This window comes from Pseudomonas sp. MF6767 (assembly GCF_016405475.1).
GTDB lineage: Bacteria > Pseudomonadota > Gammaproteobacteria > Pseudomonadales > Pseudomonadaceae > Aquipseudomonas > Aquipseudomonas paracarnis.
On sequence record NZ_JAEKCY010000021.1, the window covers coordinates 1 to 14,232 of the forward strand.

Genomic DNA, 14,232 nt, shown 5'->3' on the forward strand with positions numbered 1-14,232 from the left:
TAGAGGACTACATACACTACTACAATCATTCGCGAATCAGGCTGAAGCTAAGTGGCCTGAGCCCTGTGGAATACAGGACTCAAGCACGGCGGGCATAGATGGCGTCCAACATTTCGGGGTCAGATCATTTTAAGTGCACACCATGTCCTGGCCTCGCGGGGCTGGGTAGATGACTTGGCCGGACGGATACGGAAGCTCCTCAGAAAGTGAGTTTTTTGGTTTTTGGCCGGAGGGGATATGCATTCGTATTCTTGTCAAGAAGGCAGCGGCAACAAAAAACTTTATTTGAGCCGCTTTCTGGAGATTAAGATAAATATCTTCAAAGGGAAGGTTTGAAACTAGGACTCCATGAGTACTATTTTATAGCCAGTGTGCCGGCAATTTGGTCCCGTAACTCTTTTCTACCATCCTCAATGTGGTAATGATCTCGGTATGCCTGGCTTGGTCGGCGGGCTTCCAGTCGTCTCGGTGATCCAGCAGAATCTTCAGCTCTCCAAGATTGTACATTCCCAAGCGGTGGAAATTGCCCCAGTTGGGGATACCGAACAGATTGTATATAGTTACTGTAGCGTCTCGTTCACTGGCAAGCCGCTTATCTCCAGTCACCTTTTCGGCGGCGTCTTCGGCTTCGTCACGGTCTTCGTAAGTGTTGAGAAGTTTCATAGAATTCGGGTGCAATGATAGCTGGGGTGAGGATTCTGCCTGGATATAGGCTGTTATGAACAGGTAAAGGATCAAAGAATACGTCAAAAGTTGGCGCCAGGGCAATGACTTTGATTCTGCCTAGAAAATGCCTAGGGCATGATGAATGGAAAGTTTATGCGGATGGGCAGGGTATTTCTTTTTCTGACTATCCAGAAACAGTTCTTAGATCCAACATGCCAGTCCAAGAAAGTGCACTATTTGGGTGGTCTTAATATTACTTAACATAACTAACCTACTGTAGGTGGATAAAGCGCGCTAAAGGGATCTCAATTTCGAGGCGACGTCGGCCTGCCGTCAGGACTTGGCGCGATGCGACAATGTCACGGGCTATTTGAGGAAGTAATCACCGTTCTTAGGGAATTTCTGCAAATCACTGGTGACGGGTATTATTTTTTTCCGCACAAGAGTAACAGGTCGATACGAAGTTGGGCATGCACTTTAGTGAATCAGAAAGTAGCGGCCGAGACTTATGGGAAGTCACTCCGGTTTCTACAAGCAAGGTCGAGTTGTCGAAATGACCAATGAAGCGTTCCACTAGTAAAGATGGCACGCTTCATCGAGATCCTCCGTTGTTAGCTTGCTCCCTTTGAGCTAAGAATGCCATGGGAACTATTTGAGCTAGGAGTTATATTTGCTCACGTTTTCCAGTCACGGCCTCTTCTATATGTGTATCAAAGGTATTCCGCCATCAAGCGGAGCACTCTCTTAAACTCGTCGTCTGCACCCCCACCGCCAGTTCGCGTCCCTCCCAAGGTTGCAGTTGTGTTTCTCTTAAATTTGTCGTAGTCGTACCCATAGGTAGCGCGTCCTAGGGGGCCACTCTGGTCAGCAATCCATGTCCTTAAATCGTTCTGAAGATCTGGATTACTTGTCACGTCATATGGCTTTGTCGGATCAGTTGACCTGATGTTTTCAATGTGTTCGGGGTGGGTTTGCAGGAACTGCTGGGCAACACCCACTGCTTGTGTCACATGGCCCCGGGTACCATCAGATTGGCCAATACCCTTTTCAACCACAGCCCACGCCATGTGTGAGTTGGGTGTGTGAGTCTTGATTTCAGCCAAACATTGTTTGTAAAACCATTCCTTAGACTTAAGTGCCATCGTAGTTTTCCTTTAAATTATAAAGCTACGTCAGACGTAGCGCCGAGCATCCGCCCTGATGGGCGGCGAAAAATATTACTTATTTGGAAATATCTCAGCATACCCAATTAAATCGAATGAGTAGCTTCCATCGCTGAGAAATCCGCCTTTGTGTTTTAGATCTCGTTCCAAGGCAGGTTCAATGATATTAGAAAATAGCGTGAGTCGATGCTCTAGTAGTAGTTTCGGCGATGTCGTAGGAGCCTGTAGATACCGTTCGCATTGTCGTTCGACTCCAGGAACCCGTGTACCGTCTAGCTTGACAGCAATGGGTTGGACGACGGTGCGGCGCTCTCCGTTGCCAGCGGACGCATCTACTATCCACAACGATAGCAGCACAGGTTCGTCCACATCAGCAGTTACTGAAATGCCGATGTCTTCCGGCGGTACGCTGCGCCATCGGCCAAGTGCCTCCTGCATCAACGGGTGATCCAGACCAAGCAGCTCCAGATCCCTCTGACTGGTGGCCGCGTCCCGGTTCAGGGTGAAACGAGTTCGACGGCTTCCGTCAGCAAACACCAAATCGTATGTTTCATCGTCGACCTTGACCAACTGTTGTTGGTTATCTGTCACCGCTACCGACAAGAATCGGACCAGCCTATTCAAGCTTGACGACACGTCCGAGAACGGCTGGTAATCGTCGAGGCTGAAACCATCGAGGTCTTGGAACAAGTCGAATACCACTTGCCGAGCCTCGCGAGAATTTGACAGTGCGGCTTCAAGCTCCACCTGAGTTCGCTTCAGTTCGGGATCCGAGAGCGCCTCTTGGTAAAGCCGGTCATAATTCAGTCGCTCGGAAAGCTGTCCAAGAATCTGGGCGCGCAAGTCTTCAGCGATATTACCTTGGTCATCCACCTTGCCGACCGTGCGCGCAATTTCGACTAGCTTTTCATCAAGTAGTAAGAAAATTCGACCCTCGATGGTGTCCGACAGTACCAAGTTGTATACCTGTGCGGTGTCGCGCTGGCCATAGCGATGAATGCGTCCGATACGCTGCTCCATGTCCATGGGGTTCCACGGTAGATCGAAATTGAATAGGACACGTGCGAACTGCAGATTAATACCTTCTCGCCCCGCCGCTGTGCACACCAAAACGCGAGGGCCATCCTTTTGGCGGAAACGTCGTTCTGCTGCCAGCTTGGTACCGTGGTCGCCACCGCGCAACACTGCCACTCCTTGGCCAGGAAAGGTGTGCTCGATCTCACGGGCAATCAGGTCCACTGTGCCTAGGTAAGTGGCGAAGATTACAATCTTTTCGTTCGGGTTTTGCCGCCATAGATGGCCCAGACCGTCAAGGAGCTTCTGCGCTTTGGTCTCGCGCAGCTGCGGGAAGATGTTCAGCAAGTCGCCAATACGCAAGCGCTCCTCAGGAAGATGCAAATCAATCATTGTGGATGCAGCATCCTCGGCACCCGTGGACAAATACTCGCCACCGTAGGGGTCAGAGGCCATCTCTAATGCCTCTTCGTCCAGTTTCTTCACCAGCCTATACTTGAGATCAGCTAGAACCCGATCAACCTCGCTGCGACCGATGTTGTCATAGGCGAGACCAAAATCTTCGTGGATCAAAGCGCGAGCTTCTTCTGTGAGCCTTTCGCGACCCTCAATATCCAGCTCCTTGTCGCGCAGCAACGCCTCGTGCAGCGTCAACATCAGCAGGCGACGTCTGAGCGTGCGACGAACCGCGGAAAAGCTTGATGCCGCGATCTTCTGGAAAATCGCCATTAGAAAGCCCAGAGCACGTCCCTGGTTACCCTGGCGCCGCGCCAGATCAAAGCCGTCCTCCAGATACTCGCGCAGCTTTTCGTAGAACAGCCGCTCTTCCTGATTCATCAGGAAGGACTCGGTGTGCACCCAACGCCGCGCAAACAGCGGTGAGCCATCGGGTTGGCAGGCATCGGCCTTTGTGCGACGGAACATCACCGTGTTGAGCCGATGACGGTGTTCAAGCATATCCTCCGGGCTACCAAACAGCGTAGGATTCAAAAGCTGTGCGAGCATCCAAAACTGGAAGTGATCCCCTTGGTGTGGGGTGGCGGACAACAGCAAGAGATCACGTGCATGGTCCTTCAATGCCTCGGCCAACTTGTAATTCTCGGTCTTGCGTACCTTGCCGCCCATGCGATGTGCAGTCAGGTGGTGTGCTTCGTCGAACACCACCAAGTCCCAGCGTGGGGCATCCAACAGACGTTTGATTCGAGCCGGGCGCTTCAGGGTGTCGATGCTGGCAATCAGTCGATCGTGTTTAGCGAAGGCATTGGTTTTGCGGTCGGTGATATCGCCCTCGGAGCCGAACACTTCAAAATCGAGGTTGAATACCTCGTTCAGTTCTCGATGCCAGTTGTTCACCAAGCCCGCAGGTACGACCATTAGCGCTCGTGTCAACTCGCCACGGCTGGCCAGTTCGCGCAGGATGAGCGCTGCTTCAATCGTTTTTCCCAGCCCTACCTCATCGGCAATCAGATAGCGCCGAGGCGAGGCGGTGGCAATGCGGTGGGTGAGTACTACCTGGTGTGGAAGCAGATCTATGCGAGCTGAAGTAAGCGCCGAGGCGCTTTCCATCACTGGCAGCGCGTGCGCCTCATAGCACAGCCACGCTTTGCGCCCCCGTTCTGCACTACCATCTACGGTGCGCAAGATGCGCTCAGTGCGCGAGAGTTCGCGTCGTAGTGACGCATCTGGTACTCGTCGTTCGCCGACGCCAAAGAACGCGCGCACGTAGCCATCACGTGGGAGATCAAGAACGACTCCTTGGCCATACTCGTGGTGAGTGATGCGCTCACCGGGCTGGAACAAGTCTTCTGTATGCACGCGCCGACCTCAAGTAATCCGCAAATGGAACAGACCCGCAGTTTGAGCCCCTTCGCGCAGTAGTATTTCCTGTGGGTACTCATTGGCTTCCCCCCAGAGGAGGCGGCCAAAGTCAAGCTGTTGACCTCGATTTGGTGCCTCGCATAGCCAGCTCACTGCATCGGTCGAGGCTTGCACCTTGAGACGTCCGTGCTTCTGCGGCAACCAGAATATCAATGCGGCCTCGCCGGCGTATTCATCCTGAAACGAGAGGATGGCACGCTTGATGGTATCTCCGAGCCAGACTTCACCCTGATCCGGGGCTAGTAAGTCAAGGCTACCCTCAAGTCCGGCCACTATCAGTGTCCGGCTATTGTTGCTGGGCAGGTCATCGGGCCAATGGCTTGGCTTACCCGGTGCCTGCGCGGACAATAGAAACTGACGCAAGCTCCATACTTCTTCCGCCTTGCAAACTTGATTGCGCGCTTCCTCATCCCACAACCAACTTGTGCCGCGCCGTTGCCACACTGTATCGAGGACCTGCCTCATTGCGCATACTCCCAATCGTCATCGAACAACGATACCTGCCGTGGTTTGGGTGCTTGGCTACTTTGCCACGTGATGTAGATCGACAGCGCACGTGAAGCAGCATTGCGTGTGATTTGATCTGGGCCATTTTTTTGCAGCCATTCCAACAACGGTTTCAAGGCCACGTGTGCCTTGAAATTCTCATTTTTTAGCGTGTCTGAGGCATTGACTCCGCTGCCGTCTACACAAGCACCGATCAGCACCAATGCCTGGTCAAGGTCGGAAATCAGCTTACGTTTGTGTTTGCCTTGCCAGTCACGGGCGAAATCGAGAGGCGCGGTGCGGGTGAAAACCTTCTTCACTTCGCTGCACCAACCACGCTGCTCAAAGTCATCAGGTGTAGTAATCGTGCCGCGCAAGAATTTCTGTAACTGGTCGCGCTTCATTTCGGTGGCCGTACCGAAGGTGCGGAGGAACTGACGGGTCATCGGTTCGGCGTTCACGGGCGGAGGTTCTTTACCCTTATCGGCGTCTTCGTCAATGAGTTGATTGATACCGACCAGCGCGTCCCTAACGGAAATAGTCCGGCCTTCATCCACATAGACCTTGCCATAGTGGCGCGAGAAATATTCCAACGCCTTGCCGCGGCGGATGACCTGGATATCAGCTGCAGGCAGTCCTTCCTTGGCATGGTTCTCCAGCATAGCCTGTAACTGCCGCACGTCAGCCATCACCTCGCGGCGCATGCGTCCCCAGCTCACGGGTTTAGGTTCCTCGGTTCGCTTGCGGCAGACATGAATGATGTCGTACTCGATAGTCTTGGAGCCGAATTCGCCGTCTCCTTTAGTTTCGTCGGAGCGGATCGGATACGTTGCTTCGAGGTAATAGCCGGCGTCGAAAAGTGATTCCAGCACCGCTACCCACGGCTCATCCTCGCTATGGTGAAATGTGAAGGCGAGAATGCCGCCGGGCTTCAAGAGCCGATGCGCCTCACGCCAGCACTGCGTGAGCAATCGCTGGTAGAAACCATCTGGATCTTCCGGCTCGCGGGCGCGGTTGGCCACTGCTTCCAACGACTTGGGGGTGTACTCTGGGCCGAAGATTTCTGGGTACTTATTCTTAAGTGCCAAACGCAGCCAGACGTAGAAAAAATCTGCAAGCTCCGAATAGTGCAACAGCCCGCCAAACGGTGGGTCGGTGATGATTAGGTCAAGGCTACTGCTTTCAAGCTGGGCCAGATCAGTCGACGAGCCCTGATACAGATCCACAGCCTGCACCGGATCCCCCGGCATGACTTTTTCACTCTTGCCGCTCAGTTGGTCAGCCAGTACAGGGTTTTTGCGCTTCAGTGCCTCAATGCTCACCGCCTCCCATGGCTGAACAGCCCATTCGCGGCCTTCGAGAATACCTTCAGTACTGGATGCCCAGTTGCCTCGACCCAATGAGGGAAAGACGCAGTTCTCTACCACCGTCGATTTCGGGTGATAGTTGTTGTTCGCAAACTGGGGTTCTAGCTTGTCGCCTTGGACATTCCACAAAGTGAATAGACTTTGATTACGCAGGTATTGCTGAAACGCACCTAGCACAAACTCCCGTACTGCCCAGTCGTAGTTCCCTACTTCACCGATGGCTTTTAGTAGCTGTGCGTGGACAAGCAACTGGCGAGGGTTGAACATGGTCCACCAGTGGGTGAAGCCGTGATTTGGCACGCCACCTTGCAAGTGGTGGGTCATGAAGCCGTAGGGAAGCTCCGAACGTGGCCAGTATTCTTTCAGATCGGCATCTTTGCGCGCTTCCCATTCAGCAAGCGCAGTGTCGTGCTGCTGTGCTTGCGCTGTGCCGTAGGCTGCGAAAAAGCGTCCATTGTAAGGTTTACCTGACGCACCGCGTTTGGGCGCATAGCCTTGCACTGCATAGGCTGCCATCGGTCCTGTCTTGCCAGTGGCCTTGACGGTGGTCAGTACATCCTGCACCGTGCCGCAGGCTCCACAGGCGTAGTGTGATCTCTTTGGTACGGTGCCGCTTTCCGGAGCGAAACTAATTCCGGTTTCCGGGTCGGTCACTTCTGCCGGCAGGGCGCCGCGCACTTCCAAGAGGCGAATCTTTTTGGCGCGTGCTGCATCCCATCGCGTAGTAGCCGCTACGTCATCCTGCGCAGAGCCACCAAAGGGCTGGCCGTTGGCATCTTGCTTTGCTTCGCCTGCGAGCCACTGCGGATGGACCAGCAGGCTCAGTTCCACCTTCTTATTCTTACCTTTGCCGAGGTTGACCAAGGCCGTGTGGCCGCATTGTGGACAAATCACGCCCTTCTTACGGTCGAGAACGGAATAGGGATATTCGCTTGGTGAGACGTAGAGCAATGCGTCAGGTGCCATGCGAGCGGCATCTTCCTCTACGTCGAACGCTTCACCACACTTACCGCACGAATGTTTCCAGTGCTTGACCGTGAGTGTTTTTACCGCCATCACCGGGCTGGTCATGATCGGAGTACGATGACCGCAACCCGTTACCTGACAAGGCCCGTGTTTGGACCAGAAGGTGTAGATGATCTCTGGTCCTTCATAGCTATAGTTTTTACGCTCTTCACGCGGAATGGCGAGCGGGTCGAAACCGGCTGGCATTACCTTGTCCGTTGGGAGGTGGGTCCACTTGCCTTTTTCACCATCAGGGCCGTCGCAATAGTAGTAAGGCATGATCTGCGGCTTGACCTCTGCCTCAATGTCAGCGAGGAGTTTCTTCACATCACCGAGATCGACGTCAGCCATTTCTTGCTTGACCACGAACCACGCTACCGGATTGAGGTCGTTGCCGACCATCTGCATACCGAGGCGAGAGCCTTCCACTAGTGTGGTGCCGCCACCCATGAAGATGTCCGCCACCTTCAGGTGCTTGAATGTGCCTTTCTTCTGATGGTTGGCGTAGTAGTTGTCCCACACGAGTCGGGCGGCATGCGATTTGTCTTCCGGAGCCTTCGTTGCCGCCGCTATCAACATAGAGCGGAACACACTGGAGCGACGTCGTGCCCACCACTTCGACATTTGGTAGATCGGCTTGCCTGCATTGCCCTCTATGATCGCTACCTGATTGACAGGCAGGATGGGGAAGTCCACTTCTAGGCAGGTCTTAGGGCGCTTGGGGTCGTTGAAATCGACTGTTTCTAGCGCGACGGCCTTGCCCGCGCCGACTGCCTTAGCAACCTCTTGAGCGAGCAACTGTTTTTTGGTGGCCATTCAAAGCTTCCTTAGTTTTTCTTGCGTGCACGACTGTTCGCGCATGTTCTCTACGAAGGCTATATGCCTACTTCGATAGTTCTATGAAAGGCGACAGAACTTCCAACAGCGACAAGCCACCATGTGTGAGCGTCGGGTAACCGCCCTGGCTGCGCCATTTTCTTCGACCCAGTGCCAACAGGTGTGGGCCATGCGGACCGTCTATTTGCAATGCGACCGGTGGGACGAAGGGGCCGGGACCACTTCTGCCTACCTTGCTGCGTCCGCTCGAAAATGTTTGTTTTAGATGTGTCGCGACATCACCATCGGCATCTGGGAAGTAGCCGGTGGCGGCGTAGCCGTGGTCGGAAGTGATAATTAAACGTCTCCCGGTGGCTAGGTGTTCGACAAAAGCCCAGAAGTCGTCGCTGGAAAGCTGCTGTGCGGCGTCCTTAGTCAGTAGTTCCAGCCCTTGGCCTGCACCGTAATCATGCAACTTGGCGTCCGGCCAGTGGTGCCAGAACACCCAGTTCTTCGCGCCTGAGGCATTGTCGAGTAAACCTTCACAATCTTTCCAGGGGAGATCAATGCTTTCTGTCTGCGCCGGTTGTAGTTTATGCGCCAAGCCGCCGCCGTTGGCTTGCAATTGACTTCGGCTGGCCAATCCCAGTGCGCGGGCAAACTCGTTTGTTTCACCGGGTAGCTCAGATGCCGTGGCAGTAACTCCATGAATAGTAAAACCGCGCTCTTTAGCTCCCTGCAATAACCACGGAAGCTCACGCAGGCTCAGGGCATCCAGTATTAAGACTGCCCGGGCCGAAAAGGGCTCATCCCACCACCGTGCGAGGCGCTCCGATGTGCGTTCTACGCCACTGATATTGGGCTGCCCGAAGGCCTGCCACAAATCCCATCCGCTGGACGCCAGGAAGAGATCGAGCTCTGCAATTTCGCGCTCGCGCTTTATCACCTCCCCTGGCGCATTGCCCTCAGCTAGTGGCCTGGAGGCAATGTTGATGGTGCGTTCAATGATCAAGCGCCAAGCTTCGGAAGGCGTGCCTTGGGTCAGTTTTTGCAATATACCTGCATCGAGCGGCATCAGTTGTCCTCCTTCTCAAGGCTCAGCTCGAATGTCATGCCATCAGGTAGCTTTTTGAGCAGTTCCTTTAGCTGCGCGCCTGTTGCAGCAGATACTTTTAGCGAGACTTCTGCCAGAGGGGTGGCTGGGCCTATGCCCCAGCCTTCAAGCTTGCCAATCAGGTTGAGAGGCGAAGTGGGCGGATTAGAGAACGGGATGCGTAGCTTAGTGGTGTTCTCTGTGTTGCCACCGAAAATGCCGCCGTTGTCCGTCGGCGCGACGCGCCCGAAACGATTGTCGCCATCGACTGACGAGGGTTGCGATGTACTCGTTCGTCCGCCAAAGATGTCACCGCCATTGTCCCCTACGAGCGGCAGTGGCACAGACGGTGCGCTGCCTCCTGTGGCGGATACTGCCGAGGGCTCCATCAGATACACCTCATCAAGCTGACGTCCGGTAAAGGAGAGCTTAGGCCGCAAACGTCGCCATGCGGTATCTTCATCTTCGCCTGCGTGAGTTTGCAGGTTTTCAAGGTTACGCAGGTTGATGGCAATCTTGCCGCGTGCACACAGGCGGAGGATACGCTCCTTCATCGCTGTTTCACCCAGCCAAGGAATACAGTCTTGTCCTGCTGGGCGAGGCTCTTGCAGCTCACGCAGCAATTTTCCTACTGATGCGTTTTCTGAGGAGGCTTCAAGCACGAGGTCTTCAAAATCTTCAGGTACGAAGAGATCGTTGATCAATGTCTCCTCGATGCCTTCAGGGATTTGCGCGCCTTGCTTTTTCAGATGCTCCACACTGAACAAAGACTGCTGCGGGCTTTGGTGGTCGTAGCGGTGCAGGACAGCAAAGCGGTCAAAACGCTTTTTCAGGTTTTCGCGCAGCGTGCTCTCGAATTCCTTATGCAGTTTCTTATACTCGAGGTTTTGGCTACTCCACTCCTGCGCCTTCATCTCGGCGCGTGCGAGGATGAGCAGATCGCGATCCAGAAAGGCATTGGAGGAGCCGGCTCGGGGCATAAGAAAGCGAATGGTGTTGCGACGCTTCTGTAGATGATCCCTGAGCCAGCGGCCTAAAGTCTGTTCGATCTTTTCTGGCTCTTCCGGCAATACCAGAATGGGTAAACGGTCGTCCCATCGTTCAGGCTGTTCAGTTTCACCCAGCGATGTCCAAGGATCGTTCTGCCAAGATTTAGGTAGAGCGATCACGCGGAAGGTCTTGGCTACCTCATCGCTGCCACCGATGACGTAGCACACCTGTTTGGCTAGCTGTGCTTGATCGGAGCCGTCAGTGAACAGCTTGTCGTTCCGGACGCAGGCCATGAGTTTTGCACGCGGGTTTTCCTCTTCTCGGAAGACCAGGCGCGAACCATCCTGGTGGATGTTGAAGCTGTTTTCGAGAATGGTCGCCAGCTCAACCTGAAAGGCATTGCTGTCCACCGGCTTGTCCCTGGTTATATCTACCTGCAGTGTGGCGGGGTCGGCCCCGGCAAGGTTGCCGACGGCAATTGAGCGCAGCCACAACGCACCCACAATTTCTTGCAGGTGTGGCGCCAAGTTGGCGTGGTCGTACACCGCTTCGGTGACCGAGATGATGTTGTGCTGCGCTTTCTCACGCAGACTTCGGTGATGCTCGTTGGATACCGAATCCAGCAGTGCACCAATGCCCGATGCATCATCGTCGAGCCGGAAATCCGCAGCAGTGAGCACCGGAACTGCTTCGCCTTGGCTCTTGTAAAGATTGGCCAAGATGCGAATCATGTCGCGGGTTTCTTGCGCGTCAGTAGCGATAAGAACCTGCTCTTCCAGCAGGCGCAACAGGTGAGGCGCGTATGGCCAAGACTCAGTGAATTCGCGGCGCTTGCGGTCCTGCTCGGCTGGGGGGACGTCGAGCAGACGAAAAGACTCGGCCACGTGCTGAGCGATCAGAGATTCGATGGTTCCATCGGCAATTTGCATGCGATTGTCGAACAGACGGTGCAACAGCATTCGCCGCCGATCCCGCTGAATTCGCTCGGCGTTGCCACCTGCTTTGAAGTCGATAGCGACTGGGTTGACACGGTGCACCTGTTGGTAGGCATCGCTACCCCCGTTGCGCACAGAAATAACCAACACCAGAAGATCAGGGCGTTCCTTGGCGATCTCCGACAGTATTTGGATGAAATTAAACGCCCAATTTTTCCAAGGGTATTGCTTAGTGTTGGTCAGGCCGTCGTACCAGGTCTGGAATTCGTCGAGTAGCAGCATTGTTGGCGTGTGTTCGAGCAGCTCGATGATAAGCTTGTCAGAGGGAATATCGGTTTGGGCTGCGCCCATACCCTCCCACTTGCCTTTGATGAATTCACCACGCGGATGGCGCTCGAACAATAAGTCCCAAAGAAATTTGTAGCGTTGGCGGTGCAGACTCTCGCCAATGACTAACATTCCTTCCCGAAGGGCGATCTTCCCGATGTTGGCATCACCCAGCGCACCGGCCCAAGAATTGAGCCACGCCCTGGTCGATGCCGCGTCGTTAACGGAGTGGTAGAGCGCAGCCATTAAGTGGGACTTACCCAAGCCGCGCTCACCGATTACCACGACGGGGCGCCCCTTATCGGGGCCAACTGCCTCTATACCCTTTAGCAGGTCGTGCGTCGGATAGGTGATCTCCAGAAACTGCTGAGCTGCGATCTGCGTCGCGCCAGTGTTTGAATCGTTAGAGAGCTCAATAGCTGTCCCTCTAAGCCGTTTACCCCGAAATTCATCTCGTAGTATCAGTCCTAGCATTACTTGCGCTCCCCATCATTCATTTGGTCTTTGGCTACGTCATCTCCTTCGCGTCCAGCATCGAGCCCTTCTAAGGACTGCAGCTTGATCCAGCTGTCGATGTCAGCACGCGAAAAACGCCAAGTTCCACCTACTTTGAAAGCAGGGATTTTCTTGGCTGCAGCCAGCCTGTAGATCGTCCGCTCCGTAACCTTCAGGTAGTCGGCGACCTGTTTAATGGTGAGGATCTCGCCTTCACTGCTATTTATGAGCATGGTGGTTGCCATTCAAGGTCAAACGACGACAGGGTAGTGTAAAATTTTCAAATCTGCGGCAAGAATTGCATGTTTTGCGTAGATTTTTCAAGATATTGACTGACGCACGACGCTAGTGAGGATCAATAGATGCGGCATTGGCGTCCCTGCAACCGGCTGCATGAAAGCGTTCAGGTCGCCAAAGGTTAATTGCTTAAATTAATGAGTGTCAGCTTCAAGAGCCAAACTATCTACGCCGGACATCATGCAAACGTGCAGCGGGACAAGGGTTTTGATCGGACCCTGCGTGCTGCGGCCTGCCAATGAGGTTGCCACACATACCGTTGTCCAAGTCGAATAGGACGCTAGGTCTGATGCGGTGCTTATTGACGCTCATGCTTGTGTTGTCGCGACTTCACATTTACGCTTTGCCCCATCGCGGTCAATCCCGCGATCGGGTGTCGCAACCTGTATCGAAACCAAGGCGCGGTACGTGCCATATCGCACAGTCAGCACTTCAAGTGCTAGCTGCTGCTTTTCTATGGCGCACCGTGCAGGGCAGGCTTCGGCCTGGCCGGGTTCCTTGGTTTCCGGTTTGCGACCCCTGTACGGTGTGCCACCCATTCGTGTCGCAACGGTGAATGGCACTCCTTAATCAAACCAAGGAGATAAGGAAAATGCCCCGTCCCCCTTTCAAGCTCGTGCGCCGCTCCGGCTGTTTGTTTCGTACTTCAAACTATCTCGGAGGATTCCGCGATGTTTGATCTCTCGCTTCTAATCGGCCTACCTAAACCCAACACCATCGATACTGCTTCGCTTACCCCCGAAGATGCCGCAGTTAAATTACGGCAGGCTGCCACGCTTCGGCTTAATGGCGCGCAGAGTATTCTGCTTCATTTTCCGCAGGACGTTGAGCTGGCTGTTGAGCTGCTGGATGACGCGGCAGTGCTTTTCGACAAGGCCTTTCGATATTTGACTGGCATACCCGCTCAGCGCGTTCATCAACAGCTCGGTGAGTACGTCTCTGTCCCGTCCGCTGAAGGTTCGCCCGCGATCCAAACCCCCTGGGGCGATGAGTTCGCTCCGACGATCAAGGATGGCGTTCGGTGTGCTGAGACCTGGCTCAAAGGCTCGTCATTACCGTTATGGTGGGCGCTGGCGCAGAACCGAAAACGTCATCGTCCTGGTGACTTTCAGGAGGCGTTCGAGGCCGGTTTTCTGCTGCGTTTGCAGCAGACGCTGCTCAATCTCCGTGAAGCTACTACATCTCGACCAGCCAGTTTCGATGCTTGAGGCTCTAATTGACGCTTGAGACTTTTCTTTTCCCGCCAAACCCTCTGATCAAGCGATCTTTGATCGCGCCGATCGGAGGGTTCACTCGCTTTTTCTCGAAGCTACCTCGTTCCACCCTTCCATTTCATATTTGATTAGCGCCACGTCTTCTTTTACCCGATTAATTTCCCACGATCTCTATCGAGCGCAACGCAGAGTCAGCGTTAGAGCCGAGCTTTCGTAGGGCTATGGGTAGAGATGTGGCGAAACCGGCGACAGCGGCGACAACCCACGCCTGACGTGGCCTGGAACGTGGCGACAAAAGTGGCGACAGTCGCCACTTTTTGGGCGCTTTGGCCGTGACGCTTGACCGCGTTTTCGAGTGGGTATAAAAATTGGCGCACGGATCGCTGTCGTTGACAGCACCTGCCCAGGTAGCCAGAACCTTCAAGGCTACGCCACTTGCGTGGTGGTTCTTCCCCAAGTGCGATTAGCGTCCGGCGGCTCGCACGG

General features: G+C 54.3%; 10 protein-coding genes. 2 read left to right on the forward strand and 8 right to left on the reverse strand.

Annotated features, from left to right (window positions below):
- On the forward strand, positions 1-98 hold a 98-nt coding region (locus tag JFT58_RS24780), incomplete at its 5' end, for an IS3 family transposase (protein ID WP_146186410.1).
- A gap of 262 nt (positions 99-360) precedes the next feature.
- Here the strand turns inward: JFT58_RS24780 and JFT58_RS24785 are convergent.
- The 8 genes from JFT58_RS24785 to mads1 all read right to left on the reverse strand — a co-directional run bounded on the left by JFT58_RS24785 (position 361) and on the right by mads1 (position 12,480).
- A complete protein-coding gene (locus tag JFT58_RS24785) occupies positions 361-663 on the reverse strand; it encodes a hypothetical protein (protein WP_054897182.1) in 303 nt (100 codons plus the stop codon).
- A gap of 713 nt (positions 664-1,376) precedes the next feature.
- Positions 1,377-1,808, reverse strand: coding sequence for a hypothetical protein (locus JFT58_RS24790; protein ID WP_150804655.1), 432 nt, complete (start codon positions 1,806-1,808; stop codon positions 1,377-1,379).
- Positions 1,809-1,883: 75 nt separating this feature from the next.
- Positions 1,884-4,658 carry a DEAD/DEAH box helicase gene (locus tag JFT58_RS24795; RefSeq protein ID WP_198834690.1) on the reverse strand — a complete coding sequence of 925 codons (2,775 nt, stop codon included), beginning with the start codon at positions 4,656-4,658 and terminating at the stop codon, positions 1,884-1,886.
- 9 nt (positions 4,659-4,667) lie between these two features.
- Entirely contained in the window at positions 4,668-5,186 is a 519-nt protein-coding gene (locus JFT58_RS24800; protein ID WP_034115125.1) for a hypothetical protein, read from the reverse strand.
- Positions 5,183-8,395: a DUF1156 domain-containing protein gene (locus tag JFT58_RS24805; RefSeq protein WP_198834691.1), complete on the reverse strand. Its 3,213-nt coding sequence runs from the start codon at positions 8,393-8,395 to the stop codon at positions 5,183-5,185. The genes JFT58_RS24800 and JFT58_RS24805 overlap by 4 nt, the downstream gene beginning before the upstream one ends.
- Before the next feature lie 67 nt (positions 8,396-8,462).
- Positions 8,463-9,470 carry a hypothetical protein gene (locus tag JFT58_RS24810; protein ID WP_198834692.1) on the reverse strand — a complete coding sequence of 336 codons (1,008 nt, stop codon included), beginning with the start codon at positions 9,468-9,470 and terminating at the stop codon, positions 8,463-8,465.
- Positions 9,470-12,214, reverse strand: a complete 2,745-nt coding sequence (locus tag JFT58_RS24815) for a DUF499 domain-containing protein (RefSeq protein WP_034115122.1) — start codon at positions 12,212-12,214, stop codon at positions 9,470-9,472. The genes JFT58_RS24810 and JFT58_RS24815 overlap by 1 nt, the downstream gene beginning before the upstream one ends.
- Positions 12,214-12,480 (reverse strand): methylation-associated defense system helix-turn-helix domain-containing protein MAD1, encoded by a 267-nt coding sequence (gene mads1 / locus JFT58_RS24820; protein ID WP_224795703.1) that lies wholly within the window; start codon positions 12,478-12,480, stop codon positions 12,214-12,216. The genes JFT58_RS24815 and mads1 overlap by 1 nt, the downstream gene beginning before the upstream one ends.
- Positions 12,481-13,203: 723 nt before the next feature.
- Here mads1 and JFT58_RS24825 point away from each other — a divergent pair.
- Complete coding sequence (locus tag JFT58_RS24825; RefSeq protein WP_034115120.1) at positions 13,204-13,740, forward strand: LasR-specific antiactivator QslA; 537 nt, start codon at positions 13,204-13,206, stop codon at positions 13,738-13,740.
- Positions 13,741-14,232: the final 492 nt, after the last annotated feature.

Bases quoted from the DNA above. Each gene is read 5' to 3' on its own strand.
- JFT58_RS24815 (WP_034115122.1), bottom strand. From the start codon at position 12,214: ATGCTAGGACTGATACTACGAGATGAATTTCGGGGTAAACGGCTTAGA.
- JFT58_RS24805 (WP_198834691.1), bottom strand. From the start codon at position 8,395: ATGGCCACCAAAAAACAGTTGCTCGCTCAAGAGGTTGCTAAGGCAGTC.
- JFT58_RS24825 (WP_034115120.1), top strand. From the start codon at position 13,204: ATGTTTGATCTCTCGCTTCTAATCGGCCTACCTAAACCCAACACCATC.
- JFT58_RS24810 (WP_198834692.1), bottom strand. From the start codon at position 9,470: ATGCCGCTCGATGCAGGTATATTGCAAAAACTGACCCAAGGCACGCCT.
- JFT58_RS24800 (WP_034115125.1), bottom strand. From the start codon at position 5,186: ATGAGGCAGGTCCTCGATACAGTGTGGCAACGGCGCGGCACAAGTTGG.
- JFT58_RS24790 (WP_150804655.1), bottom strand. From the start codon at position 1,808: ATGGCACTTAAGTCTAAGGAATGGTTTTACAAACAATGTTTGGCTGAA.
- mads1 (WP_224795703.1), bottom strand. From the start codon at position 12,480: ATGGCAACCACCATGCTCATAAATAGCAGTGAAGGCGAGATCCTCACC.
- JFT58_RS24785 (WP_054897182.1), bottom strand. From the start codon at position 663: ATGAAACTTCTCAACACTTACGAAGACCGTGACGAAGCCGAAGACGCC.